This is a genomic window from Blastococcus sp. SYSU DS0533, from assembly GCF_054050775.1.
The window spans coordinates 587,737-612,111 of the sequence record NZ_JBJGZZ010000001.1 but is presented as its reverse complement, the minus strand read 5'-3'; the positions used below and the strand labels follow the sequence as shown (position 1 = coordinate 612,111).

Below are 24,375 nucleotides of genomic sequence, written 5' to 3'. Positions count from 1 at the left end.
GGCATTACCGTGGGACACGAGAACCTCCGGGCGGATGTGGGCCTTAGACAAGCCACACCCCACTCGGAGGTTCTCCTGCGTTCAAGTCCGGCCGCCGTCACCAACGTCCTGGCCGGGTACACCTAGGACGCCGTCCGCGGGTCCATGCCGGGCGGGCGAGGACGGCGCGCCTCCTGGCCTGGGAGCCGTGCAGCCGCTCCCCGCCGTGAGCATCGAGCCGGCCGTCCCCGCCGACCACGACCGCATCGCCGCCCTCACCGTGCAGGTCTACGTGGACGGCGGGCTGGCCTCGGCGGGCTACGCGGCCGAGCTGGCCGACGTGGCCGGCCGTGCACGGGTGGCCGAGCTGCTCGTCGCCAGGGACGGGTCCGGCGAGCTGGTCGGGAGCGTGGCCTTCGTCCCGGGGGGCGATGTCGGCGAGGTTCTGGAGTGCCCCGACGAAGCCGGCTTCCGCATGCTCGTGGTGGACCCGCGCGCGCAGGGCCGCGGCGTGGGTGCGGCGCTGGTGCGCGCGTGCCTGGCCCGCGCCCGGGCAGCGGGACGGCGACGGGTCGTCATCTCCACCGGCACGCGCATGACCGCGGCGCACCGCCTGTACGCCCGGCTGGGCTTCACCCGGTTGCCGGAGCGCGACTGGACGCCGGTCCCCGGCGTCGACCTGCTGGTCTACGCCCGCGACGTCTGCTGAAGGACCCCGTCCCTCCTCACCCCTCGCACGCTCGGGGCGAGCCTCCGGGCGGGGTCGTCAGGAGTCCGCGACGACCGCGATGAGGTCGCCCTCCTGGAGCACCTCGCCCTCCACCACGTGCAGCTCCTGCACGGTGCCCGCGTTCTCCGTGAGCACGGGGATCTCCATCTTCATCGACTCCAGGATCACCAGCGTGTCACCCGCGGCCACCTGTGCCCCCGGCTGCACCAGGACCTTCCAGACACTGGAGACCATCTCCGCGTGGATCTCCTCCACCGCCACCGGTACCTCCCGCGCCCGCCGATCGTGAGTCCCCATCCAAGCATGATCGGCAGGCATCAGGTCGCCGGCGAGCTCCGCCCCTCGGCGAGCCGCCCGAGCACCGCGCAGACCTCCGGCCCGTCGTGCGGGACACCGGTCTCGGGCAACCCGGACAACGCCCGGCTCACGGCCCGGGCCGCCGCCGGCACGCCGTCCGCGCCGCCGCTGACGGTGGCCAGCAGGGCGTCGTACCAACCGTCCAGGCGGTCACCGGGCTCGTAGCCGGTCACCGCCACCAGGTCGACGCCGCTGCCGGCCGCGGGCGGGCGACCGGTGCCCGGGAGGCGGCCGCTGATCCGCCCGGCGGTCCCCGGGGGGAGCGTGGCGCGGAGCTGGGCCACGACCGCCGCCCGCGGGGCGGGACGGCCCTCGGGAGCCGGGTCGGCCTCCCGGGGCCCGGCCGCGCTGCGCAGCGCCAGCTCGACTGCGTCCACGCCGTGCGACCGCTCGAGCACCGCCATGTCCAGCGAGAAACCGGCGGCGACCTCGGCGAGCGCGCCGTCGGGCGCTATCCCCACGGTGACCAGCCCGCGCCAGCCCACCTCGCCGAGTCGGTGCGCCGCGGCCGGCAGCCGGCCGGGCTCGCCGGGGGTCCAGGACACCCGCGCGATACCGGCGGCGCGGTCGCGGGCCACCGGGGTGGTGAACCGCAGCCCCTCGGCGGTCACCCAGGCCAGGAAGCCCCGCTCGCTGGCCGGCTCCACCCCGTCCCCGCCGAGCCGCTCGAGCACCTCCGGGTCGGGGCCGCCCCACCGCAGCCCCGCCCCCATGACGCCGGCGGCCAGCCGGGCGTTGCCGGCCAGAGCCGGCGGGACGGGGAGCACCGTGTCCGCGCCGCTGCGCCGGGCCGCCTCGACGATGCGGTCGACGGCCAGGTAGGACTCGGCAGCCGGCGCGGGCCCCAGCAGCACGGCGTCGTCGGCGAGGCGGACGTGGCGGGCGGAGCGCTCCGTCTCGCTGTGCACCGCGACGGCCTTGAGACCGAGCCGCTGGCACGCGCGGATCGCCGCGCACCCCGCCGGCCCCCGCCCGGCGACGAGGACGGTCTCGATCCCCAGCTGCGGCACTCCTGCTCCTCCTGAACTCGCCCGGCCCGGCGCACGGCCGGGACACCCCGTGAGAGGCTTGTCGGGTCAGCTTGGCGGGTCCTCCGGCGCCGCGCACGCCGCGTGCGCCGGTCAGGCCCCGCACCGGTCCTGGGCCACCCGGCCCGCCAGCAGCATGAGAGAGGAGGGCAGCGATGTCCAAGCGCGGACGCAAGCGTCGCTCCCGCAAGGGGAACAAGGCCAACCACGGCAAGCGCCCCAACGCCTGAAAGGACCCCCTGCCCCCGTCGCTCGCACGCTCGCGCCGGGACCCTGCAGGGGGCCGTGCACGGCAGAGGCCCAGAACCCGTCGGGTTCTGGGCCTCTGCCGTCCGCAGTGCTAGGCGCTCGGGCGCTCCTCGGAGTGCTCGACGGACAGCCGCTCGATGCTGACCTGCGTGCCGTCCTCCTCGAAGGAGACGGTCGTCAGCTGCATCTTGATGCGCTCACGCAGGCCCGTCGGCGGCTTGTCGCCGCCGCATCGCCGGCGCACCAGCGCCTTGAACTCCGCCTCGATGCCGAACTGGCGCAGGCAGGACGAGCACTCGTCGAGGTGCTCGGCGATCACCGTGCGGCGCTCGTCGGACGTCTGGTGGTCGAGGAACTCGAAGACGTGGGTGAGGACGTCGTCGCAGGAATTGATGTCGAGGGCCTCGCCGGCCCCCAGCTCGTCGCTCACGGGCGGGTCGCCTCCTCACCGGCCCCGGCGCGGACGAATCCACGCTCCCGGGCGTAGTCGGCCAGCAACTTCTGCAGCCCGCGTCGACCGCGGTGCAGCCGGGACATCACCGTGCCGATGGGCGTGCCCATGATCTCGGCGATCTCCTTGTAGGCGAAGCCCTCGACGTCGGCCAGGTAGACCGCCAGCCGGAAGTCCTCGGGCAGCTGCTGCAAGGCTTCCTTGATGTCGGAGTCCGGCAGGTGGTCCAGCGCCTCGATCTCGGCCGACCGGAGACCCGAGGAGGTGTGCTCCTCGGCGGCGTACAGCTGCCAGTCCTGCACCTGGTCGGTGGGGTACTGCTGGGGCTGCCGCTGCTTCTTCCGGTAGCTGTTGATGTAGGTGTTCGTCAGGATCCGGTACAGCCACGCCTTGAGGTTCGTGCCCTCGGCGAACTGGTGGAAGGCGGAGTAGGCCTTGACGAAGGTCTCCTGCACCAGGTCCTCGGCGTCGGCGGGGTTGCGGGTCATGCGCAGCGCCGCCGGGTAGAGCTGGTCCAGGAAGGGCAGCGCGTCCCGCTCGAACCGTGCATCCCGCTCGGCGCGGGTCTCGGCGAGCTCGGTGCGGCTGCCACCCTCGCGCGCCTCCGGCACCTCCGCCGGGGTCGCCTCGGGCAGCTGACCGGTGTTGTCGACCGCGGACTCCTCAGGCACCGACCGTCCTCTCTGGGGCCCCCGGACGCGGGGCGCCACATCGGTCGATCCTAGCCGCGCGGCGTCCGGACGGCCCGGGGGACGTCGGCGCGCGGCCCGGGCGCGGGGGGTCGAGAGGGTGCTGCTCACGGCCGGTCCAACGGCACCACCGGGCGGTGGCATTCCCGTGCGCCGCAGCTCGCTAGGCTCCCGCGCCGTGGCGGCAACCCCGGCGGTGCGGGTCCTGGAGCAGGCGAAGGTGGCGCACGCGCTGCACCCCTACGACCCCGAGCACCCGGCCGACCAGGGGCACGGCGAGGCGGCGGTGGCCGCGTTGGGGGCCGACCCCCGCCAGGTGTTCAAGACGCTGGTCACCCGTGTCGACGGCGCGCTCACCGTCGCGGTCGTCCCGGTGAGCGGCACGCTGGACCTCAAGGCGTTGGCGGCCGCTGCCGGCGGGCGCAAGGCGGCGATGGCCGAGCCGGCCGACGCGGAGCGCGCCACCGGTTACGTGCTCGGCGGCATCAGCCCCCTGGGCCAGCGCAAGCTGCTGCCCACCGTGGTGGACTCCACGGCGATGGACTTCCCCACCGTCCTGGTCAGCGCCGGGAAGCGGGGGCTCCAGCTGGAGCTCCCGCCGGCCGAGCTGGTGCGGCTGACCCGGGCCCGCACCGCGCCGATCGGCCGCTGACTCAGGGAGCGGCGTAGGGGTTCAGGAGCTGGTCGACGGGGGCGAAGTCGTCGGTCAGCACGCGGGCGTCGCCGATGAACCGGGTGAGCTCCTCGCCTTGCGCGACCTGCCACACCAGGTCGCGCTCGGTCAGTTCCGCGGCGATCTCCTCCACCGGCAGCGGCTGCTGCGACGCCACCGCGATCACGTTGCCGCCGTCCTCCCCGGCGAGCACCGGCGCGCGGGCGAGCAGGAGTACGTGGGCGAACACCGCGCGCATCGTCGCCAGCTCCGCGCGCACGAACGACAGCGGCGGGTGGTCGATCAGGTTGACCGCGTAGACGCCGTCCTCGGCCAGCGCCCGGTCGACCAGCGCGAGCGCCTCGCGCGTGGTGAGCTGCCAGGGCACCGAGAGCCCGCCGAAGGCGTCGCCGACCACGAGGTCGCGCTCCCCCACCGGCTCGTCGGCCAGCCCCACCCGGCCGTCGGCCACCCGCACCCGCAGGTCCGGCGACGTCTGCAGCCCGAGCTGCTCGCGGTCCATCGCGACGACCTCCGGGTCGACCTCCACCACGAGGCTCTCCGTCCCGGGGCGCACCTCCGCCAGGTACCGCGGCAGCGTGAGCCCGCCGCCGCCGACGTGCAGCGCCGACACCGGCTCCCCCGCCGGGAAGGCGGCGTCGGTGACCGCCGCGATCGCGCGCACGTAGGAGAACTCCAGGTGGGTCGGGTCGACCAGGTCGACGTAGGAGTGCCGCAGGGTGTCCAGCAGCAGCACCCGACCCGACGGCCGCTCCGGATCGGCTACCACCCGCGCGCAGTGGTAGGCCGTCTCCTCCTCGCACGGGGTCGGGGCGACCGCTGCCAGGCCCCCGCCCACCACGACCAGCGCGAGCAGCCCGGCGGGGACGGTCCGGGGGCCACCTCCGCGCCGCAGGACGAAGGCCACCAGCAACCCGGTGAGGACGGTGACCGCGCCGGTGGCGACCAGGATGACGCTGCTCGGCAGGATCGCCACGAGCACGAAGCCGGTGGCGAACGTCGCGGCGATGCCCCCGAGCGTGCCGATGCCCGAGAGCCGCCCGACGACGGCGCCGGTCTCGTCGAGGCTGGCCAGCTGGAGCTTCACCACCATCGGCGGCACGGCCGAGAGCAGCGCCGCGGGCACGACGACGGCGACGGCGGCCAGGAGCAGCACCCCGCCGGCGTCGGCGCCGCTGAGCAGCGAGCCGGTGAACCGGACCAGCGGCAGCACGGCCACGACCAGCGCACCGCCGGCGACCAGCAGCGGCGCGAGCAGCCGGCGCGGGTCGGTGCGGTCGGCGGTCGCCCCGCCCAGCCAGGCGCCGGCGGCGATCGCCGCGAGCGCGAAACCGATCACGGCGGTGCTCGTCTGGACCGTGACGCCGACGTAGGGCGCGATGAGCCGCAGGCCGACGATCTCCAGCACCAGGACGGCGCCCGAGCTGAGGAAGGTCAGCCCCGCCGCGACCCATGCCGGCAGCGCACCGCCGGGCGGCGGGGCCTGCGGTGGCGAGTCGACCGGCGCGGGGGCCTCGTCCGCTGCCACGTCAGAAGAGCGCCGGCTGGTCGGCGGGCGCGTCCGCTCCGTCCGCGCGGGCCAGCAGCTGGGGGCCGTTGTTGCGCACGCTGTTCACCGCCGGGCTCACCGGCCGCAGCTCCAGCCCCGCGACGAACTCCGGCGGCGTGGGCCGCGCGAGCTCAGCGACGTCCTCGCGAGCCGGGTCCAGCCACTCCGCCCAGCGCTCCTCGGGCAGCACCAGCGGCATGCGGTCGTGGATCTCGGTGAGGGCGCCCGTCGCCGGGGCGGTGACCACGGTGCAGGTGTAGAGCCGGTCCTCGCCCCTTCCCCAGACCTCCCAGAGCCCGGCCATGGCGAGCACCGAGCCGTCCTGCGGGGTGATGAAGTACGGCTGCTTGGCCGGGGAGTCCAGGCGCTTGGCCCACTCGTACCAGCCGTCGGCCGGGACCAGGCACCGCCGGGAGCGCGCCGCGCTGCGGAAGGCGGGCTTCTCGGTGAGCGACTCCACGCGGGCGTTGAGCATCCGGTTGCCGACGGACGCGTCCTTGGCCCACGAGGGCACCAGCCCCCAGCGCACCGCCCGCAGTTCGCGGTGGCCCTCGCCGGTGGGCACGCCCTCGGCGTCGCGCTCCCGGGCGTGCCGGACCACGTAGACGTCCTTGGTCGGCGCCACGTTGTAGTCGGCAGCCAGCGGCGGCTGCCCCGGGGCGGGGACCGCCTCGAACTCGAGGACGAGGTCCTCGGGCTTGCGGCTGGCCGCATAGCGACCGCACATGGCGCCTCCTCGCGGGCACGGGGCTGTTCCCCCGACTCTAGGTGCGCCCACCGACACCGGCGGCGTCCGCGCGTGCGTTCGCGATCACCGGGTAGGGCCCACTGTCGCAACGCTCGACGAGAGGCGAGGATCACCGCGTGACCGCGACGCAGAACCCACCGACCGACCACCCGAAGACCGCCAGCGACAGCGCCGACCGGCGCTACGCCACGGTCAACCCCTTCACCGGCGAGACGGAGAAGGAGTTCGACTTCACCCCGACCGAGGCCATCGACGGGATCGTCGAGCGGGCCCACGCCGCGTACCAGGAGTGGCGGGAACGGCCGGTCGAGGAGCGCGCCGGCGTCGTCCGGCGGGCCGCCGAGCTGATGGACGAGCGGCGCGACGCGCTCGCCGCCCTCATCACCACGGAGATGGGCAAGCGCCGCGACGAGGCCGTCGGCGAGCTCAAGCTCTGCTCGATGATCCTGAAGTACTACGCCGACAACGGCCCGGGCTTCCTCGAGCCGACGCCGATCCAGCCGCTGATGGGCAAGGGCGAGGCCGTCATCGAGACCCGGCCGATCGGCGTCCTGCTGGCCATCGAGCCGTGGAACTACCCCTTCTACCAGGTGGTCCGCGTGGCGGGCCCGAACCTGGTGCTCGGCAACACCGTCATCCTCAAGCACGCCGAGATCACCCCGCAGTGCGCGGTGGCGATCGAGCAGCTGTTCGCCGACGCCGGCGCGCCCGAGGGCGTCTTCACCAACACGTTCCTGCGCATCTCCGACGTCGAGCAGGTCATCGCCGACCCCCGCATCCAGGGCGTCACCCTCACCGGCAGCGAGCGGGCCGGCAGCGCGGTCGGGGCGCTGGCGGGCAAGCACCTGAAGAAGTCGGTGCTCGAGCTCGGCGGCAGCGACCCGTTCATCGTGCTGGACGCCGAGGACATGGCCGCCACCGTCAAGGCAGCGACCGCCGGCCGGATGCAGAACACCGGCCAGGCGTGCACCGCGTCCAAGCGCCTGATCGTCACCGAGGAGCTCTACGAGCCCTTCGTCGAGGGCCTCAAGCAGGCGTTCTCCACCTTCTCCCCCGGCGACCCGGCCGACCCGTCGACGTCGCTGGCGCCGCTGTCCAGCGAGCGCGCCGCGCAGGACCTGCACGCGCAGATCCAGGACGCGATCGACAAGGGCGCGACCGTGGTGGCCGGCGGCGCGCGCCCCGACCGCCCGGGCGCCTTCGTCGAGGCCACGATCCTCACCGACGTCACCCCGGAGATGCGGGCCTACAGCGAGGAGCTGTTCGGTCCGGCGGCCGTCGTCTACAAGGTGAAGGACGCCGACGAGGCCGTGGAGCTGGCGAACAACAGCGCGTTCGGCCTCGGCGCCACGGTGATGAGCAGCGACGTCGACCGCGCCCGCGCGGTCGCCGAGCGGCTCGAGGCCGGCATGGTGTGGATCAACCAGCCCACCGCCTCCTCCCCCGAGCTGCCCTTCGGCGGGATCAAGCGGTCCGGCTACGGCCGCGAGCTCTCCGAGCTGGCGATGTTCGAGTTCGCCAACCGGCGGCTGCTGCGCATCGTGCCGGTCAAGAAGGCCGACAAGCCGCAGGCCGGCTGACAGGAGGACCCCGTCCCCCTCACGCCTCGCAGGCTCGGCCCGAGTCTCGGGACGGGGCCGGGTGGTGCGGTGCGGGCGACCGGGCAGACTGATCGCGTGAGCGACGCCTGGTCCGCACCGCACCACCCGTCCGCCATCGACGCCGTCGTCACCCTGCCCGGTTCCAAGTCCCTCACCGCCCGGGCCCTGGTGCTGGCGGCGCTCGCGGACGGTCCGAGCCGGCTGGTGCGGCCGCTGCGGGCGCGCGACACCGACCTCATGGCCGCGGCGCTGCGGGCCCTCGGGACGCAGGTGGTGGACGACGGCGACGACGTGCTGGTCACCCCGGGTCCGCTGCGCGGCCCCGCCACCGTCGACGCCGGGCTGGCCGGCACGATCCTGCGCTTCCTGCCGCCGGTGGCCGCCCTGGCCGACGGTGCGGTGCGCGTGGACGGCGACCCCCGGCTGCACGAGCGCCCCAACGGCGGGCTGATCACCGCGCTGCGCGCTCTGGGGGTGCGGGTCGACGACGACGGTCGCGGCCGGGCGCCGTTCACCGTGCACGGCACCGGCCGGGTTCGCGGTGGCCCCGTCGAGGTCGACGCCGGGGAGTCCTCCCAGATCGTCTCGGGGCTGCTGCTGGCCGCCGCACGCTTCGACGAGGGCCTGGACCTCGCGCTGGCCGGTGGGGTGCCCTCCATGCCGCACGTCGAGATGACGGTGACCACCCTGCGGGAGCACGGCGTCGACGTCGCCGCCACCGACCGCGGCTGGCGGGTCGCCCCCGGGGCGATCGGGGCGCTCGACCGGGTGGTGGAGCCCGACCTCTCCAACGCCGCGCCGTTCCTCGCCGCCGCGCTGGTCACCGGTGGCCGGGTGACGGTGCGCGACTGGCCCGACGTCACCACGCAGCCGGGCGCGCACCTGGACCGGTTGCTGCCGGCCATGGGCGCCGAGGTCACCCGCACCGCCGAGGGGCTGCAGGTCACCGGCACCGGCACCGTCCGGCCGCTGGTCGCCGACCTCGGCGAGGTCGGCGAGCTGACGCCGGTGCTGGCCGCTCTGTGCGCGCTGGCCGACGGCCCGTCCCGACTGACCGGGATCGCCCACCTGCGCGGGCACGAGACCGACCGGCTGCAGGCGCTGGACGAGGTGCTGACGGCCGTGGGCGCACGGGTGCGGCAGCTGCCCGACGGGCTGGAGATCGAACCCGGTCCCCGGCGCGGCGCGGTCCTCGACTCCTACGCCGACCACCGCATGGTCATGGCCGCCGCCGTCCTCGGCCTGGCGGTCGGGGGCGTCACGGTCACCGGCGCCGGCGCGGTCACCAAGACCCTCCCCGACTTCCGGGAGCGCTGGGCCGGGCTGCTGGGCGAGCCGATCGGGGCCGTCCCCTGAGCGCCCAGCGGGGCGCCCGGCGCATGGACGAGGACGACGTCCGGGTGCGGCCCAACCGGCGCGGCTCCCGTCCCCGCACGCGCACCCGGCCCACGCACGCCGACGCCGTCCCCGGCCTGGTCGTCGCGGTCGACCGCGGGCGGATGACGGTCCGGGTCGAGGGGCCCGACGGCGCGCCGGTCGACGTCACCGCCATGCGGGCCCGGGAACTGGGTCGGCACGGCGTGGTCGTCGGCGACCGGGTGCGCCTGGTCGGCGACACCAGCGGACGCCCGGACACGCTGGCCCGCATCGTCGTCATCGAGGAGCGGACGACGTCCCTGCGCCGGACCGCCGACGACACCGACCCCACCGAGCGGGTCGTCGTGGCGAACGCCGACGTGCTGGTCATCGTCACCTCGGTCACCGACCCCGAGCCCGCCCTGGGCTTTCTCGACCGGTGCCTGGTCGCCGCCTACGCCGGGGGGCTCGAGCCCCTGCTCTGCCTCACCAAGACCGATCTCGCCTCCCCGCGGCCGCTGCTCGACCGCTACGCCGGGCTGGGGCTGGAGGCCGTGCCGATGTCGCGGGAGCTGCCGCTGGCCGCACTCCTCGACCGGGTGCGCGACCGGATGAGCGTGTTCGTCGGGCAGTCAGGTGTCGGCAAGTCGACCCTGGTGAACCGGCTCGTGCCGGATGCCCTGCGCGCCACCGGCGACGTCAGCAAGATCGGCAAGGGCCGGCACACCTCGTCGTCGGCGGTGCTGTTCGACCTGCCCGGTGGCGGCACGGTCATCGACACCCCGGGCATCCGGTCGTTCGGCCTCGCCCACGTCACCGCCGACGACGTCCTGGTCGCGTTCGAGGACATCGCCGAGGCCGCGACCGAGTGCCCGCCCGGCTGCGGGCACACCGCGGAGGACCCCGACTGCGCGCTGGACGCGTGGGCCGAGGAGGGGCCCCCGGTGCGCCGGGAGCAGCTCGACGCGGTCCGGGTGCTGCTCGCCGCCGTCGGCCAGGTCGGCCCGGGCTACTGAGCGGACCGGCCGTTCCAGCACGTCACCGGCGCCGGCGTGGCTCGGGGAAGCGGTCGTCGGCCATCGGCTCGTCGACCGCCTCGATGCGGAGGTCGTGCCCTCACCCCGCGATCTCTCCCCCCATCGCCCCCTCGGTCACCGCGTCCAGCAGCAGCGGCGCGTCGCCGGGGGCAGCCCCCGGGCCCGGGTCGGGAGCTCCGCCGGATCGAGCATCGCCACCCAGTGGTAGTCCTCGTGCATCGGGTCGTCGTAGCCCAGCAGCGGGTCCTCCGGCCGCGCCGCGATCAGGCCGTCCGGCCGCAACTCCGGCGTCGGGGACCGCGACGCCCCGGTCGTCGACCAGGGCCACGGCGAGGAGCGCGCCAGCGCGGCGAAGGCATCGGGCGACGGGACGGGCACCCGCGGAGCCTCCCCTGGACCGCGGGGCCGGGCGAACGATGTGTCGACGTCCCCACCTGTCGACCCGTCGCCCGCCGCGCGACCTCACACCTCGACGTAGCCGCCGCTGCGCCAGTAGACGCCCGCCTCGCGGGTGAGGAACCCCTCGTCCACCAGGTACCGGCGCAGCGCCGCCACGTCGGGGTGCCACACGGCGAGCAGCGCGTTCACCTCGCGCTCCGGGTAGCGGACGCCGGGCTCGAAGACGCGCACCAGGTGGTCGAGGACCACCAGCCGCTTGCTGCGGTGGGAGGGAACCGACACCAGCCGCCCGTCGCGGACGAACGCCGAGAGCACCGCGTCGGCGGCGGGGTCGTCCGACAGTGGCTCGGGCGGGGGCGCCGCCTCCGCCGCCGCCCGCGCGGCCGCCCCGAACCGCTCGGCGTGCAGCACCAGGTCGTGGCCGTCCCGGCGCACCAGCCCGGCGCGCGCGAGCCGGCGGGCCGCGAGGGCGACCTCCTTGAGCCCCAGCCCGGCCGCGTCGGCGACCTCCTCGATCGTCTCGGCGCCGAGCGCCAGCGCCGCGACCACCTTGAGCCGCACCGGGTCCGCGAGGAGCCCCGCGATCGTCGCCGCGTCCACACCCCGACGGTAATCGGTGCATCGGCCGTCGCTGCCCGGGTAGGGAGTCGCGCATGGTGAGCCCGATCGACATCCAGAAGGCCCTGTCCGGCATGGACTACCCCGCCGGCAAGGACGACATCGTCAAGCACGCCGAGCAGCACGGGGGCGACGACGAGGTCCTGGAGGCCCTGAAGAAGATCGAGGACCGGGAGTACGAAGGGCCCAGCGGGGTCAGTTCCGCCGTCTTCGACTGACTCCCCGCTAGGTTGGGTGCCCATGACGTCGGGTCGGGGCTACTCAGAGGACATGCGGCTGGCACACGTGCTGGCCGACCAGGCCGACTCGATCAGCATGGACCGCTTCAAGGCCCAGGACCTGACGGTCGACACCAAGCCGGACCTCACGCCGGTGACCGACGCCGACCGGGCCGTCGAGGAGCAGCTGCGGATCACGCTCGGGCGTGCCCGCACACGCGACGCGGTCCTGGGCGAGGAGTTCGGCACGACCGGTCACGGGTCGCGCCGGTGGGTGCTCGACCCGATCGACGGGACCAAGAACTTCGTCCGCGGCGTGCCGGTCTGGGCCACTCTGATCGCACTGTTCGACGGCGACGAGCCGGTGGTGGGCCTGGTGTCGGCGCCGGCGCTGAACAAGCGCTGGTGGGCGGCCAGGGACGTCGGTGCCTGGACCGGGCGCCGGCTGGAGTCGGCCACCCGGTGCCGCGTGTCGGAGGTGTCGCAGCTCGGTGACGCCAGCCTGAGCTACTCCAGCCTCTCGGGGTGGGAGGAGCGGGGCGCGCTCGAAGGCTTCCTCGACCTCACCCGCTCGGTGTGGCGCACCCGCGCCTACGGCGACTTCTGGAGCTACGTGCTGCTGGCCGAGGGCGCCGTCGACATCGCCTGCGAGCCCGAGGTGTCCCTGTGGGACCTCGCGGCGCTGGACGTGATCGTCCGGGAGGCCGGGGGCCGGTTCACCGACGTCACCGGCGCTCCCGGGCCCGCCGGCGGCAGCGCCCTGGCCACGAACGGCCGGCTGCACGATGCCGCGCTGGAGAGGCTGGGACAGGCCGAGACGGTCCACCAGCTGACCTCAGCCCCGCCGGTCCCGCCGTCCTGACCAGGCCCGGGGCGGCTCCACCACCGGCCCGCTGGTGCGGGGTCGGCCCTGAGGTCCACCCCGGTCACGGCGCGGTCCGGCGCTCCGGGCTGTCGCCGTAGGCATAGCTGCTGTCCACGTACCGCCCGCCGGCCGCCGCACCGGGGGGCGCGATCGAGTCGAGCCGGGCCAGGTCGTCGGCGGAGAGCTCGACGGCCGTCGCGGCGACGTTCTCCTCGAGGTAGGCGCGGCGCTTGGTGCCGGGGATCGGCACGACGTCGTCCCCCTGCGCCAGCACCCACGCCAGCGCCAGCTGCCCCGCGGTCACGCCCTTCTCCGCCGCGAGCGCCCGGACGGCGTCCACCAGCCGCAGGTTGGCCGTGAACGCCTCGCCGGTGAACCGCGGGTGGCCGCGCCGCCAGTCGTCGTCGCCGAAGTCCTCGGGGCTGCGGATCGCCCCGGTGAGGAAGCCGCGGCCGAGCGGGCTGAAGGGCACGATGCCGATGCCGTGCTCGCGGGCGACGCCCAGCACCTCCTCCTCCAGGTCGCGGGTCCACAGCGACCACTCGCTCTGCAGCGCCGCGATCGGGTGCACGGCGACCGCGCGGCGGATCGAGGCGGCGCTGGCCTCCGACAACCCGAGGTGGCGCACCTTGCCCTCTGTCACCAGCTCGGCCATCGCCCCGACGGTGTCCTCGATCGGTACCCGCGGGTCGACCCGGTGCTGGCAGTAGAGGTCGATCACCTCGACCCCCAGCCGGCGCAGGCTGGCCTCGGCGCAGGCCCGCACGTTCTCGGGGCGGCCGTCGATCCGCACCCCGCCGTCCGGGGTCCGGGAGAGCGAGAACTTGGTCGCCAGCTGCACCTCGTCGCGCCGCCCGGCGATCGCCTCGCCCACCAGCTCCTCGTTGTGGCCGCTGCCGTAGACGTCCGAGGTGTCGAGGAAGGTCACACCCAGGTCCAGCGCGCGGTGCACGGTCGCGATCGACTCCGTGCGGTCGGCGGCGCCGTACATCTGGCTCATCCCCATGCAGCCCAGGCCCTGGGCGGAGACGGTCAGGCCGTCGCGGCCGAGCGTGCGGGTACCGACGGGAGGCGTGGCGGCTGGCATGCCCGCATCCTCGTCCGCGCGTCGAGGCGTCCGCCACCGCTGCCGTTTCCCCGCCCGGCCGCCGGGTAGCCGCTCCGGGCACCCACCGACCGGAGGACCCGATGAGCTCCAGCCGCACCCGCCCTGGAATGCGCCGCACCGCCCGCGTCCTGGGTCTCGTCAGCACCGGCCTCGGGGTCGCGATGCTGCGCGACCCGAAGGGCGTCGCGCGGTTCTCCGGGGTCGACGACTCGGCGACCGCGCTCTCGGTGATCCCCCTCGTCGGCGCCCGCGAGCTGCTGCACGCCGTGCCGCTGCTCGCCGGCCGGCCGGGATGGGCCTGGACCCGGGTGGCCGGTGACGCGGTCGACCTGACCGCCATGGGGATGGCCCTGTCGAACCGCGGCGGCGAGCGCGGCCGCCGGCTCCGCACCGCCACGGCCGCCGTCGCCGGCCTGGCCGCGCTGGACCTGCTCACCGCCGCGCGGTCCCGCCGGGCCGGCAGCCGCAGCGCCGCCCGCGAGCTGCTGCCCTCCTCGGCTCCGTGGAAGAGCGCGATCGACGTCTCCGCGGCCACCACCGTGAACAAGCCGCCGCAGGAGGTCTACGCCCGCTGGCACGACTTCTCCCGGCTGCCGGAGTTCATGGCGCACGTGCGGGAGGTCCGCAGCGCCGGCATCGGGCGCTGGCACTGGGTCGCCGAGGCGCCGGGCCGGCGCACGGTGGAGTGGGACGCCGAGGTGGTCGAGGAGTCCCCCGGCGAGCGGATCCGCTGGCGGTCGCTGCCCGGCGCGGACGTCGAGAACGCCGGGGTGGTCGAGTTCCGCCCGGCCCCCGGCGACCAGGGCACCGAGGTTCGGGTGCGGCTGGCCTACGCGCAGCCGGGCGGCAAGGCCGGCAAGGCGGTCGCGAAGCTGTTCGGCGAGGCCCCCGACCAGCAGGTCCGCGACGACCTCGCGCGCTTCAAGCAGATCCTCGAGACCGGGCAGGTGGTCCGCTCCGAGGGCACGCCCGAGGGCCCGCTGGCCCGCCGGCTGGCGAAGCAGCAGCCCGCGGCGCCCCGTTCCTGACCCTGCCGAATTCCGGAAGGACACACCGTGCGCGCCACCCAGTGGATGGGCAAGAACCACGTCGAGGTCAACGAGGTCCCCGACCCGCGGCTGCTCAACGACCGCGACGCGATCGTGAAGATCACCTCCACCGCCATCTGCGGCTCGGACCTGCACCTGTACGACGGGTTCATCCCCACGACGAAGAGGGGGGACATCCTCGGCCACGAGTTCATGGGCGAGGTGGTCGAGGTCGGCAAGGGGGTCTCGAACCTGCGCGTCGGCGACCGCGTCGTCGTGCCGTTCCCCATCGCCTGCGGCGGGTGCAACGCCTGCGAGCGCGGCCTGTTCTCCGTCTGCGAGAACTCCAACCCGAACGCCGGCATGGCCGAGAAGCTGTGGGGCCACTCGCCCTGCGGCATCTACGGCTACTCGCACCTGGTCGGCGGTTACCCCGGCGGTCAGGCCGAGTACGCCCGGGTGCCGTTCGCCGACGTCGGCCCGCTGAAGGTCGAGGACGACCTGACCGACGAGCAGGTGCTGTTCCTCACCGACATCTTCCCCACCGGCTACATGGGCGCGGAGATGTGCGACATCTCCCCCGGCGATGTCGTCGCCGTCTGGGGCGCCGGGCCGGTCGGCCTGTTCGCCGTGGCGAGCGCCAGGATGCTGGGCGCGGAGCGGATCGTCGCCATCGACCGGTTCGGCTACCGGCTGGACAAGGCTCGCGAGGCCGGCGCCACCGACGTCCTGAACTACGAGGAGGTCGACGTCCTCGACGCGCTCAACGAGCTCACGGCCGGCCGCGGCCCCGACGGCTGCATCGACGCCGCCGGGCTCGAGGCCACTCACCCCACCACCGTGGTCGACGCCTACGACCGGGCCAAGACCGCCGTCATGGCCGAGACCGAGCGGCCGCACGCCCTGCGCGAGGCGATCATGGCCTGCCGCAACGGCGGCACGGTCTCGATCATCGGCGTCTACGGCGGGCTCATGGACAAGTTCCCGGTCGGTTCGCTGATGAACCGGTCGCTGACCGTGCGCACCGGGCAGGCGCACGTGCAGCGCTACCTGAAGCCGCTCTACGAGAAGATCCGCGACGGCGAGATCGACCCGACGTTCCTGATCTCGCACACCCTGCCGCTGGACCGGGCGCCGGAGGGCTACCGGATGTTCCGGGACAAGGAGGACAACTGCACGAAGGTGGTCCTCAAGCCCTGACCCGACCCGTCTGGTGGGATGACCACGACCGGGCCGGCGACGCGGCCGGCCCGGCCCGGCCCGAGGAGGCGCCACCGTGCAGTACGCCGAGTCCGTCGTCGACCTGGTCGGCAACACCCCGCTGGTCAAGCTGTCGTCGGTGACCCGCGACCTGGGCCCCGACGCGCCGCTGGTGCTGGCCAAGGTGGAGTACCTCAACCCCGGGGGCTCGGTGAAGGACCGGATCGCCGTGCGGATGGTCGACGCCGCCGAGGCGAGCGGTGAGTTGCAGCCCGGGGGCACGATCGTGGAGCCGACCAGCGGCAACACCGGCATCGGCCTGGCGCTGGTCGCCCAGCAGCGCGGCTACCGCTGCATCTTCGTCTGCCCCGACAAGGTCGGGCAGGAGAAGATCAACGTGCTCAAGGCCTACGGCGCCGAGGTCGTCGTCTGCCCCACCGCCGTCGACCCGGCCGACCCGAGGTCGTACTACTCGGTCTCCGACCGGCTTGCCCGCGAGACCCCCGGCGCCTGGAAGCCCGACCAGTACTCCAACCCGAACAACCCGCGCTCGCACTACGAGACGACCGGGCCGGAGATCTGGGCGCAGACCGACGGCCGGATCACCCACTTCGTCACCGGCGCCGGTACCGGCGGCACGATCAGCGGCGTCGGCCGCTACCTCAAGGAGCAGTCCGGCGGCCGGGTCCAGGTCATCGGCGCCGACCCCGAGGGCTCGGTCTACTCCGGGGGCACCGGCCGCCCGTACCTGGTCGAGGGCGTGGGCGAGGACTTCTGGCCGAGCACCTACGACAAGGAGGTCGCCGACGAGATCGTCGCGGTCTCCGACGGCGACTCGTTCGCCATGACCCGACGGCTCGCCCGCGAGGAGGGCCTGCTGGTCGGCGGCTCCTGCGGCATGGCGGTGGTGGCCGCGCTGCGGGTCGCCGAGCGGCTGACCAAGGACGACGTCCTCGTCGTGCTGCTGCCCGACGGCGGCCGGGGCTACCTGGGCAAGATCTTCAACGACGCGTGGATGGCCGACTACGGCTTCGTGGAGGCCACCGGCGGGGAGACCGTCGGCGAACTGCTGCACACCAAGTCCGGCGAGACACCGACGCTGGTGCACACCCACCCGAACGAGACCGTCCGCGACGCCATCGACATCCTCCGCGAGTACGGGGTCAGCCAGCTGCCCGTCGTGCGGGCGGAGCCGCCGGTCACCGCCGGCGAGGTGGTCGGGTCGATCGACGAGAAGACGCTGCTCGACGCGCTGTTCGCCGGCCGGGCCTCGCTCGCCGACCGGGTGGAGAGGCACATGAGCCCACCGCTGCCGATCGTCGGCTCGGGTGAGGCGGTCAGCGCCGCGGTCGCCCAGCTGGGCTCCGCGGACGCGCTGCTGGTGCACGTCGACGGCAAGCCCGCCGGCGTGGTCACCCGGCAGGACGTGCTCGGCCACCTCGCGGGGGTGACCCGGTGACCGGCTTCAACACCCGCGCCATCCACGCCGGTCAGGAGCCCGACCCGGCCACCGGTGCGGTCATCCCGCCGCTGCACCTGACCACCACCTACAAGCAGGACGGCGTCGGCGGGCTGCGCGGCGGCTACGAGTACAGCCGTAGCGGCAACCCGACCCGCGACACCCTGCACGCCGCGCTGGCCGCCCTCGAGGAGGGCACGACCGCGCTGGCGTTCGCGTCGGGCCTCGCCGCCGAGGACACCCTGCTGCGCACGGCGTGCCGGGCCGGCGACCACGTCGTCCTGGGCGGTGACGCGTACGGCGGTACGTTCCGGCTGATCTCCCGCGTGCTGTCCGAGTGGGGCCTGGAGCACACGCCGGTCACCCTCGACGACCCCGACGCGTTGCGCGCGGCGATCCGGCCCACCACGCGGGTCGTGTGGTGCGAGACCCCCAGCAACCCGCTGCTGAACATCACCGACATCGAGGCGACGGCGGCCATCGCCCACGAGGCCGGCGCGCTGCTCGTCGTCGACAACACGTTCGCCTCGCCGTACCTGCAGCGGCCGCTGACGTTGGGCGCCGACGTCGTCGTGCACTCGACGACGAAGTACCTGGGCGGCCACTCCGACGTCGTCGGCGGCGCGCTCGTCACCCGGGACGCGGAGCTCGGCGAGAAGCTGGCCTACAACCACAACGCCATGGGCGCGGTCGCCGGCCCGTTCGACTCGTGGCTGGTCCTGCGCAGCCTCAAGACGCTCGGCGTCCGGGTCGACCGGCACTGCGCCAACGCCGCCCGGATCGCGGAGTTCCTGGTCGGCCGGCCCGAGGTCGCGACCGTCCTCTACCCAGGGCTCCCCGACCACCCCGGCCACGAGGTGGCGGCCAAGCAGATGTCCGGCTTCGGCGGCATGGTCTCGTTCCGGCTCCGGGACGGTGAGGCGGCGGCCCTGCGGGTCTGCGAGCGGACGCAGCTGTTCACGCTGGCCGAATCGCTGGGTGGTGTGGAATCGCTCGTCGAGCACCCGGGCCGCATGACCCACGCCAGCGCGGCAGGGTCACCGCTCGAGGTGCCGGCCGACCTGGTCCGCCTCTCGGTCGGCATCGAGGACGTCGAGGACCTGCTGGCCGACCTCGAACAGGCGCTGGGCTGAGCGTCAGGCCCCCGCCGGGGTCGGCCCCACGATGAACAGCGGGCGGAAGTGCTCGACCACGGGGGACGGGTCGTAGAAGGAGTGCAGCAGGCGCCGCCACTCCTGGTACCCCGGCGACCCGCGGAAGCCCTCGGTGTGGTCCTCGACGCTGTTCCACTCGACGAGCAGCAGGAAGACGTTTCCCCGCTCCACGCACCGGGACAGCATCAGCCGCCGGAAGCCCGGCGACGCCGAGATGATCGGGGCCGCGGACCGGAACGCCGCCTCGAACTCGGCCTCGCGGCCGGGTGTCACGGACAGCTCTGCGTGCTCGAGGATCACGGCCTGCACCGTACGGGTCCGCCGGGCGCGGCACCCGGAGCTGCCGTGGCGGCTCTCAGCGCGGGGCGGTGAGGATCCTGGGGCCGTCCTCGGTGACCGCGACGGTGTGCTCGACGTGCGCGGCACGGCTGCCGTCGGCGCTGCGCAGCGTCCAGCCGTCGGCGTCGACCGTGTAGTCGTCGCTGCCACCGGCGAGGAACCACGGCTCGATGGCGATGACCAGGCCCGGGCGCAGCGGCACCCCGCGGCCGGCGCGTCCCTCGTTGGGCACCGATGGCGCCTCGTGCATGCTCCGCCCCACCCCGTGCCCGCCCTGGTCGGTGTTGATGCCGCACCCACCGGCCCGGCCGACCGCACCGATCGCAGCGGAGATGTCGCCGATCCGGTTGCCGACGACGGCCGCCGCGATGCCGGCCGCCAGCGCCCGCTCGGTGGTCTCGACCAGCGCGAGGTCCTCGGGCCGCGGCGTGCCCACCGGGTAGGTCATCGCGGCGTCCCCGACCCAGCCGTCGAGCACGGCACCGGCGTCCACGCTGAGCAGGTCACCGTCCTCGAGCACCTCGGGCGTCGGGATGCCGTGCAGGGCGACGTCGTTCACGGACAGGCAGAGGACGCCGGGGAAGGGCGGGGTCGTGGGCAGCGGCGCGTAGCCGAGGAACGGTGAGGTGGCGCCGGCGTCGGACAGGACGTCGCGGGCCACGGCGTCCAGCTGGGTCAGGCGCACACCCGGCGCCGCCAGCGCGCGGACCGCGGCGTGCATGTCGGCGACGACCGCGCCGGCGGCACGCATCGCGTCCAGCTCGCCGGGGGTGCGGAGTTCGATCACGGTGGTCCTCCTCGGTCGCTACCGGTATTACTATCACGTCCATGGTGCGACCGCCGCTGAGCCCCGAAGAGCGCGAGCGCGGCCGCCGGCTGGGTGCGCTGCTCCGCTCCGCCCGCGGCGACCGGAGCCCGGCGGAGGTCTCGGCGGCCTCCGGGGTGAGCCTCGAGGTGCTGCGCAAGATCGAGTCCGGGCGGGTGCCGACGCCGACGTTCTTCACGGTCGCCGCACTCGCCCGCGCCCTGGACCTGCCCCTGGACGACCTGGCCGGCGCCCTGGACGACGGAGGCACCGCCCTCTCCGCCTGAGCGGTCCGCGGCACCGACCCGGGGCAGTCGGCCTCTGCCCACGGCGGCTGGGCAGAGGCCGACTCCGACGGGAGCACCCGGTGCTGAGCCCCTGGACGGATCGAACGGCCACCGGTGTGTTCGGGGAGCAGGCCGTCGCGGTACGCACGACCAGGTGACCAGTCCTCGCGTGACCGTCGTCGTCGCCACCCGGAACCGGCGGGCGTCCCTGCTGCGGTCGCTGGCCCACCTCGACGACGGCGTCCACCCGGTGGTCGTGGTCGACAACGGCTCCTCGGACGGCACCGCGGCCGCCGTCCGCGCCCGGCACCCGGCCGTGGCCGTGGTGGAACTGCCGACCAACCGCGGGGCGGTGGCGCGCACGGCGGGTGTCGTGGGGGCGGCTACCCGGTACATCGCCTTCGCGGACGACGACTCGTGGTGGGAGGACGGCGCCCTGCACCGGGCCGCCGACCTGCTCGACGACCACCCCGGGGTCGCTCTCCTCGCCGGGCGGGTGCGGATGGCCGCCGACGGGTCCGTCGACGCGGTCACCCGCAAGCACCGGGCCGCCGTCCTGGGGACGACGCCGGGCACGCCGGGACCGGACGTGCTGAGCTACCCCGCGTTCGCGACGGTGGTCCGCCGCGAGGCCTACCTGTCCGTCGGCGGCTTCTCCCCGCTGCTGTTCTTCGGCGGTGAGGAGCACCTGCTCGCGCTCGACCTCGCGGCGGCGGGCTGGCAGCAGAGCTTCGCCGACGACGTCGTCGCCTGGCACGACCCGGCAGGTCCACCGACCGTCCCACCGCAGCGCTGGGCGCTGCAGACGCGCAACGACCTGCTCGTCGACTGGCTGCGCCGGCCGCTCCCGGTGGCGGTGGCGGCCACCGCACGGCTCGCCCGGCGGGCACCGTCGGACCCGGCCGCCCGGGCGGCGCTGCGCGGCTGGGTGCGCCGGCTGCCCGCTGCGCTCCGGCAGCGCCGCCCCGTCCCGGCGGAGGTGGAACGGCGCTTCGCCCTGGCGCAGCGGCCGCTCAGTGCCCCAGCTGCGCGGTGAGCCACCGCCGCGCGTCCTCGGTCCCGGCCACCCCCCGGCCCCGCGAGCGGGTCACCGCCCCCGCGAGCTCACCGGACAGGCAGCGGGAGAGCGCCGCGTCGAGGGCCTCGGGGGTGACCTCATCGGCGTCGAGCAGCAGCGGCCAGTCCAGCGCGCGCGCCTGGCCGGTCACCTTGGCCCCGCCGGCGATCGGGTCGCAGGCGATGACCGGCCGATCGTTCTTGAGCCCGAGGACCAGGCCGTGCAGCCGCATGCTCACCACGGCGTCGCACCGCCGGAGCAGGGCCTCCACCTGCGCCGGGCGGCGGGGGTGCGGCTTGTCGTACAGGTCGGTCTCGATCGGGAACCACGGCAGGGCACGGGAGGCCAGCCACTCCTCGATGACGCCGCGAACGCGGTCGGCCCGGCTGCGGTCGCCGTACTCGCCCTGGAGCGGGGCGAACGCGACGGCGAGGACCGGGGCGTCGGCCGCGGGTCCGTCGATCGCCAGGTCCGGCCGGGTCACTCCCGGGCCGTCCCGCTCCCACACGGCGTCGAACATCGTGCGGGCGGCCTCGTCGACGACGGAGACGTTGACCGCCCACCGCCGCGCCCCGGCGAACGCGGCCGTCAGGTCGCGCAGGCCCGGCAGGTCACCCACCGGACCGGTGGTGAACACCAGGTGGGTGTAGTCGGCCGGGTCGACGTCGCGCCAGTGCACGCCGCGCCCCAGGTACGGCGCCCAGGCGACGTCGTGGTCGACGCCGAGCCCGGTCAGCCAGCCGGTGACGGCCTCGGCCCCCAGCTCGTCACCGACGGTGGCGATCACCTCGTCGAAACTGAACCACCCGGCCACGAGAACACGCACGGCGTCCACCCTGGCAGCAGGATGGGGCGCGGGCATCCGCAGGGAACGAGATCCCCGTCCCACGGGTTGTGCCGGTCACCGCCGACCGACGAGGAGACGCCGTGAGCACCACCGACCACGACCGCGACCTGCCGGCCCTCGAGGCCGAACGCGACCGGATCCGGGAAGCGCACCTGCGCCCGGCCGGCACCCGGCCGCCCTCGACCGCCCGCGGGCTGCACCACACCGCGCTCATCAGCAGCGACGTCGAGCGGACGGTGCGCTTCTACCAGGACGTCCTGGGCTTCCCGTTGACCGAGCTGATCGAGAACCGCGACTACCCCGGCTCCTCGCACTTCTTCTTCGACATCGGGAACGGCAACCTGCTGGCGTTCTTCGACTTCCCCGGCCTGGACGTGGGCCCGTACGCCGAGGTGCTCGGCGGGCTGCACCACATGGCGATCAGCGTCGACCCGGACCGCTGGCAGGAACTCGTGGGGCGGCTGACCGAGGCCGGGATCGCGCACGAGGTGCACAGCGGGGTCTCGGTCTACTTCCGCGACCCCGACGGCGCCCGCATCGAGCTCATCGCCGACCCGCTCGGGGAGATGTACGGCACCAAGGTGCTCTGACGGAGGATTCGCCGTCCCACCGCTCGCAGGCTCGCGGCGAGCGGTAGGGGCGGGACCCTTCCTCAGCGGTCCCGGTCGGCGACGAGGTCGGCGTAGTCGGGGTGCCGCTCGATCCAGCCCGCCACGAAGGAGCAGCGCGGCACCACGGAGCCGCCGCGCGACCGGACCTCGTCGAGGGCGGCGCGCACCAGGGTGCTGCCCAGGCCGGACTGCCCGGCATCGGGGTCGATCTCGGTGTGGGTGAACACCAGGGTGTCGCCGCGGCGTTCGTAGGCGGCCAGCCCCAGCACGCGGTCGCCGTCGCGGATCTCGAACCGGTCGGCCTCGGGGACGTCGGTGACGGTGGTCTCCATGCCCGCGTCAACCCGCCGCGGGGGCCGGCTGTTCCGCCACCAGCTGGAGCGCGCGGGTCGGGCACTGCCGGACGGCCTCCTCGGCGTCGCGCAGGTCACCGCCCTCCGGGTGCGGGCGCAGCACCGTCACCGTCCCCTGGTCGCCCACCTCGAACAGGTCCGGCGCCAGGGCCTCGCAGGCGCCGGCCCCCACGCACCTCTCGAGGTCGGCCTCCAGGCGGCTCACCGGCTCCCCGCGAGCCGGGCAGGGAGCCGCTTGAGCCCGTTGACGAAGGACGACCGCAGCCGGTCGGGCGGGCCCGTGATCTCCAGATCGGGCAGCTGATCGAGCACCCGGGCGAAGGTGACCGCCAGCTCGCGCCGGGCCAGGTGCGCGCCCAGGCAGAAGTGCGGCCCCTTCGACCCGAAGCCGACGTGCGGGTTCGGGTCGCGGCCGAGGTCGAAGCGGTGCGGGTCGGGGAACACCGCGGGGTCGCGGTTGGCGGCGGCGTAGAAGAGGAGGAACTTGTCGCCCGCGGCGAACGGGTAGCCGTCGAGCTCACCGTCGCGGGTCGCGGTGCGGCGCATCCAGGTGATCGGGCTGGTCCACCGCACGATCTCCTCGACGGCGGTGCGGGTGAGTCCCGGGTCGGCGACCCAGCGGGCCCGCTGGTCGGGGTGCTCCTGCAGCGCCAGCAGCCCCTGGGAGATCGCGTTGCGGGTCGTCTCGTTCCCCGCCACGAGCAGCAGGATGAAGAAGGAGGCGATCTCCTGGTGGGTGAGCTGCTCCCCCTCGACCTCGGTGGTCACCAGCGCCGTCGTCAGGTCCTCCGTCGGGCGCTCCAGCCGCTCGGCGGCCAGCCGCTCCATCAGCGCGGCCAGCTCGATGCCCGCCATGAGCACCCCGGTGAGCGGGTCCTCCTCGTCCTCGACGAGCTCCGGGTCGCCGCCGGAGAGGATGACGTTCGACTTCGCCAGCACCATCGCCCGGTCCTGCTCAGGGACGCCCATCATGTCGCAGATGACCCGCAGCGGGATGGGCGCGGCCAGGTCGGCGACCACGTCGAAGGCGCCGTCCCCCTCGGCCGCCTTCCGGCGCACCCCGGCCAGGACGTCGTCGACGATGCCGGTCACCGAGTCGACCACCCGCTCCAGCATCCGCGGCGTGAACGTCTTGGCGACGATGCGGCGGATCTTGGCGTGCCGCGGGTCGTCCATGCTGATCAGCGAGCCGTAGAACTCGTTCAGGTCGGCGGGGACGTCCTGGATGGAGACGGCCCCTCCGCCCGAGCAGAAGACGGCGGGCTGCGAGCTGATCGCCTCCAGGTCGGCGTAGCGGGTGACGGCGTGGTAGCCGGGCCCGCTCGGCAGGTTGGGGATCTCGGGCTCGGCGAAGAAGGCGAACGGCCGCTCGGCGCGGAGCCGGTCGAAGGCGGCGTGCCGCTCGGCCGGCGGGCGCAGCCAGAAGTCGCGGTCGGACAGGTCGATGCCGAGGTCGGCCGCGCCCGCCCTGCGGGGGCGCGGAACGGTTCCCGGTCCTGGTGCGGCGTCGACGGACACGAGAGGCCCTCCCTGGTCGGCGGTCGTGCTCCGCACGCTAGAGAGGATCGGGGTGACACACA

Annotated in this window: 30 protein-coding genes; 15 read left to right on the top strand and 15 right to left on the bottom strand. The window is 74.5% G+C overall.

Annotated features, from left to right (window positions below):
* The first annotated feature begins 187 nt into the window (after positions 1 to 187).
* Complete coding sequence (locus ACI79W_RS03095) at positions 188 to 688, top strand: GNAT family N-acetyltransferase (RefSeq protein ID WP_456560602.1); 501 nt, start codon at positions 188 to 190, stop codon at positions 686 to 688.
* A 57-nt stretch (positions 689 to 745) separates the two neighbouring features.
* Here the strand turns inward: ACI79W_RS03095 and ACI79W_RS03090 are convergent, their stop codons facing one another.
* On the bottom strand, positions 746 to 1,006 hold the full coding sequence (locus ACI79W_RS03090; protein ID WP_456560601.1) for a biotin/lipoyl-binding carrier protein: 261 nt from the start codon (positions 1,004 to 1,006) through the stop codon (positions 746 to 748).
* 20 nt (positions 1,007 to 1,026) lie between these two features.
* Complete coding sequence (locus tag ACI79W_RS03085; RefSeq protein ID WP_456560600.1) at positions 1,027 to 2,076, bottom strand: biotin carboxylase N-terminal domain-containing protein; 1,050 nt, start codon at positions 2,074 to 2,076, stop codon at positions 1,027 to 1,029.
* 173 nt (positions 2,077 to 2,249) lie between these two features.
* Here ACI79W_RS03085 and ACI79W_RS03080 point away from each other — a divergent pair, with 173 nt between their 5' ends.
* Positions 2,250 to 2,324 (top strand): 50S ribosomal protein bL37, encoded by a 75-nt coding sequence (locus tag ACI79W_RS03080; protein ID WP_014377707.1) that lies wholly within the window; start codon positions 2,250 to 2,252, stop codon positions 2,322 to 2,324.
* Positions 2,325 to 2,434: 110 nt separating this feature from the next.
* Here the strand turns inward: ACI79W_RS03080 and rsrA are convergent, their stop codons facing one another.
* Both rsrA and ACI79W_RS03070 read right to left on the bottom strand, forming a co-directional pair.
* A complete protein-coding gene (gene rsrA / locus ACI79W_RS03075) occupies positions 2,435 to 2,773 on the bottom strand; it encodes a mycothiol system anti-sigma-R factor (RefSeq protein WP_456560599.1) in 339 nt (112 codons plus the stop codon).
* A complete protein-coding gene (locus ACI79W_RS03070; RefSeq protein WP_456560598.1) occupies positions 2,770 to 3,465 on the bottom strand; it encodes a sigma-70 family RNA polymerase sigma factor in 696 nt (231 codons plus the stop codon). Before ACI79W_RS03070 ends, rsrA begins: the two co-directional genes overlap by 4 nt.
* Before the next feature lie 196 nt (positions 3,466 to 3,661).
* Here ACI79W_RS03070 and ybaK point away from each other — a divergent pair, with 196 nt between their 5' ends.
* Positions 3,662 to 4,135 carry a Cys-tRNA(Pro) deacylase gene (ybaK, locus tag ACI79W_RS03065; protein WP_456560597.1) on the top strand — a complete coding sequence of 158 codons (474 nt, stop codon included), beginning with the start codon at positions 3,662 to 3,664 and terminating at the stop codon, positions 4,133 to 4,135.
* 1 nt (position 4,136) lies between these two features.
* Here the strand turns inward: ybaK and ACI79W_RS03060 are convergent, their stop codons facing one another.
* Both ACI79W_RS03060 and ACI79W_RS03055 read right to left on the bottom strand, forming a co-directional pair.
* Positions 4,137 to 5,684, bottom strand: coding sequence for a fused MFS/spermidine synthase (locus ACI79W_RS03060; protein WP_456560596.1), 1,548 nt, complete (start codon positions 5,682 to 5,684; stop codon positions 4,137 to 4,139).
* Between the two features lies 1 nt (position 5,685).
* On the bottom strand, positions 5,686 to 6,432 hold the full coding sequence (locus ACI79W_RS03055) for an SOS response-associated peptidase (RefSeq protein ID WP_456560595.1): 747 nt from the start codon (positions 6,430 to 6,432) through the stop codon (positions 5,686 to 5,688).
* A 137-nt stretch (positions 6,433 to 6,569) separates the two neighbouring features.
* Between ACI79W_RS03055 and ACI79W_RS03050 the strand changes: the two genes are divergently transcribed.
* The 3 genes from ACI79W_RS03050 (at position 6,570) to rsgA (ending at position 10,426) form a co-directional block, all read left to right on the top strand.
* The gene (locus ACI79W_RS03050) at positions 6,570 to 8,033 is read left to right on the top strand and encodes an NAD-dependent succinate-semialdehyde dehydrogenase (protein WP_456560594.1); all 1,464 of its coding nucleotides are present in this window, start codon (positions 6,570 to 6,572) and stop codon (positions 8,031 to 8,033) included.
* Between the two features lie 96 nt (positions 8,034 to 8,129).
* A complete protein-coding gene (gene aroA / locus ACI79W_RS03045) occupies positions 8,130 to 9,410 on the top strand; it encodes a 3-phosphoshikimate 1-carboxyvinyltransferase (protein WP_456560593.1) in 1,281 nt (426 codons plus the stop codon).
* Positions 9,411 to 9,433: 23 nt separating this feature from the next.
* On the top strand, positions 9,434 to 10,426 hold the full coding sequence (rsgA, locus tag ACI79W_RS03040; protein WP_456560592.1) for a ribosome small subunit-dependent GTPase A: 993 nt from the start codon (positions 9,434 to 9,436) through the stop codon (positions 10,424 to 10,426).
* Positions 10,427 to 10,561: 135 nt separating this feature from the next.
* Here the strand turns inward: rsgA and ACI79W_RS03035 are convergent, their stop codons facing one another.
* Positions 10,562 to 10,825 (bottom strand): hypothetical protein, encoded by a 264-nt coding sequence (locus ACI79W_RS03035; RefSeq protein ID WP_456560591.1) that lies wholly within the window; start codon positions 10,823 to 10,825, stop codon positions 10,562 to 10,564.
* 84 nt (positions 10,826 to 10,909) lie between these two features.
* Positions 10,910 to 11,446, bottom strand: a complete 537-nt coding sequence (locus ACI79W_RS03030) for a DUF2087 domain-containing protein (protein WP_456560590.1) — start codon at positions 11,444 to 11,446, stop codon at positions 10,910 to 10,912.
* Between the two features lie 53 nt (positions 11,447 to 11,499).
* On the opposite strand from ACI79W_RS03030, the gene ACI79W_RS03025 reads away from it, so the two are divergent.
* Both ACI79W_RS03025 and hisN read left to right on the top strand, forming a co-directional pair.
* A complete protein-coding gene (locus tag ACI79W_RS03025) occupies positions 11,500 to 11,682 on the top strand; it encodes a DUF2795 domain-containing protein (RefSeq protein ID WP_456560589.1) in 183 nt (60 codons plus the stop codon).
* A 52-nt stretch (positions 11,683 to 11,734) separates the two neighbouring features.
* Positions 11,735 to 12,544: a histidinol-phosphatase gene (gene hisN, locus ACI79W_RS03020; RefSeq protein ID WP_456560588.1), complete on the top strand. Its 810-nt coding sequence runs from the start codon at positions 11,735 to 11,737 to the stop codon at positions 12,542 to 12,544.
* Between the two features lie 64 nt (positions 12,545 to 12,608).
* Here hisN and ACI79W_RS03015 read toward each other — a convergent pair whose 3' ends face one another.
* A complete protein-coding gene (locus tag ACI79W_RS03015) occupies positions 12,609 to 13,634 on the bottom strand; it encodes an aldo/keto reductase (RefSeq protein ID WP_456560587.1) in 1,026 nt (341 codons plus the stop codon).
* 101 nt (positions 13,635 to 13,735) lie between these two features.
* On the opposite strand from ACI79W_RS03015, the gene ACI79W_RS03010 reads away from it, so the two are divergent.
* The 4 genes from ACI79W_RS03010 (at position 13,736) to ACI79W_RS02995 (ending at position 18,475) form a co-directional block, all read left to right on the top strand.
* Positions 13,736 to 14,683 carry an SRPBCC family protein gene (locus ACI79W_RS03010; RefSeq protein ID WP_456560586.1) on the top strand — a complete coding sequence of 316 codons (948 nt, stop codon included), beginning with the start codon at positions 13,736 to 13,738 and terminating at the stop codon, positions 14,681 to 14,683.
* A 27-nt stretch (positions 14,684 to 14,710) separates the two neighbouring features.
* Positions 14,711 to 15,883 (top strand): zinc-dependent alcohol dehydrogenase, encoded by a 1,173-nt coding sequence (locus ACI79W_RS03005; RefSeq protein ID WP_456560585.1) that lies wholly within the window; start codon positions 14,711 to 14,713, stop codon positions 15,881 to 15,883.
* Between the two features lie 76 nt (positions 15,884 to 15,959).
* A complete protein-coding gene (locus ACI79W_RS03000) occupies positions 15,960 to 17,342 on the top strand; it encodes a cystathionine beta-synthase (protein WP_456560584.1) in 1,383 nt (460 codons plus the stop codon).
* Positions 17,339 to 18,475: a cystathionine gamma-synthase gene (locus tag ACI79W_RS02995; protein ID WP_456560583.1), complete on the top strand. Its 1,137-nt coding sequence runs from the start codon at positions 17,339 to 17,341 to the stop codon at positions 18,473 to 18,475. The genes ACI79W_RS03000 and ACI79W_RS02995 overlap by 4 nt, the downstream gene beginning before the upstream one ends.
* A gap of 3 nt (positions 18,476 to 18,478) precedes the next feature.
* Here ACI79W_RS02995 and ACI79W_RS02990 read toward each other — a convergent pair whose 3' ends face one another.
* On the bottom strand, positions 18,479 to 18,796 hold the full coding sequence (locus ACI79W_RS02990) for an antibiotic biosynthesis monooxygenase family protein (protein ID WP_456560582.1): 318 nt from the start codon (positions 18,794 to 18,796) through the stop codon (positions 18,479 to 18,481).
* A 55-nt stretch (positions 18,797 to 18,851) separates the two neighbouring features.
* Complete coding sequence (gene map / locus ACI79W_RS02985) at positions 18,852 to 19,622, bottom strand: type I methionyl aminopeptidase (RefSeq protein WP_456560581.1); 771 nt, start codon at positions 19,620 to 19,622, stop codon at positions 18,852 to 18,854.
* Between the two features lie 41 nt (positions 19,623 to 19,663).
* On the opposite strand from map, the gene ACI79W_RS02980 reads away from it, so the two are divergent.
* Positions 19,664 to 19,927, top strand: coding sequence for a helix-turn-helix domain-containing protein (locus tag ACI79W_RS02980; RefSeq protein ID WP_456560580.1), 264 nt, complete (start codon positions 19,664 to 19,666; stop codon positions 19,925 to 19,927).
* A 154-nt stretch (positions 19,928 to 20,081) separates the two neighbouring features.
* Entirely contained in the window at positions 20,082 to 20,963 is an 882-nt protein-coding gene (locus ACI79W_RS02975; RefSeq protein WP_456560579.1) for a glycosyltransferase family 2 protein, read from the top strand.
* Here ACI79W_RS02975 and ACI79W_RS02970 read toward each other — a convergent pair.
* Positions 20,941 to 21,810, bottom strand: coding sequence for a polysaccharide pyruvyl transferase family protein (locus tag ACI79W_RS02970; RefSeq protein WP_456560578.1), 870 nt, complete (start codon positions 21,808 to 21,810; stop codon positions 20,941 to 20,943). The two genes, ACI79W_RS02975 and ACI79W_RS02970, sit on opposite strands and share 23 nt — an antisense overlap.
* 101 nt (positions 21,811 to 21,911) lie before the next feature.
* Here ACI79W_RS02970 and ACI79W_RS02965 point away from each other — a divergent pair, with 101 nt between their 5' ends.
* Positions 21,912 to 22,421 carry a VOC family protein gene (locus ACI79W_RS02965; RefSeq protein ID WP_456560577.1) on the top strand — a complete coding sequence of 170 codons (510 nt, stop codon included), beginning with the start codon at positions 21,912 to 21,914 and terminating at the stop codon, positions 22,419 to 22,421.
* Between the two features lie 62 nt (positions 22,422 to 22,483).
* Here the strand turns inward: ACI79W_RS02965 and ACI79W_RS02960 are convergent, their stop codons facing one another.
* Genes ACI79W_RS02960 through ACI79W_RS02950 form a run of 3 tightly spaced genes read right to left on the bottom strand, consistent with a single transcriptional unit; the run spans position 22,484 to position 24,313 of the window.
* A complete protein-coding gene (locus ACI79W_RS02960; RefSeq protein ID WP_456560576.1) occupies positions 22,484 to 22,774 on the bottom strand; it encodes a GNAT family N-acetyltransferase in 291 nt (96 codons plus the stop codon).
* 7 nt (positions 22,775 to 22,781) lie between these two features.
* Positions 22,782 to 23,000, bottom strand: a complete 219-nt coding sequence (locus ACI79W_RS02955) for a ferredoxin (RefSeq protein WP_456560575.1) — start codon at positions 22,998 to 23,000, stop codon at positions 22,782 to 22,784.
* Positions 22,997 to 24,313, bottom strand: coding sequence for a cytochrome P450 (locus ACI79W_RS02950; RefSeq protein WP_456560574.1), 1,317 nt, complete (start codon positions 24,311 to 24,313; stop codon positions 22,997 to 22,999). Before ACI79W_RS02950 ends, ACI79W_RS02955 begins: the two co-directional genes overlap by 4 nt.
* Positions 24,314 to 24,375 lie beyond the last annotated feature (62 nt).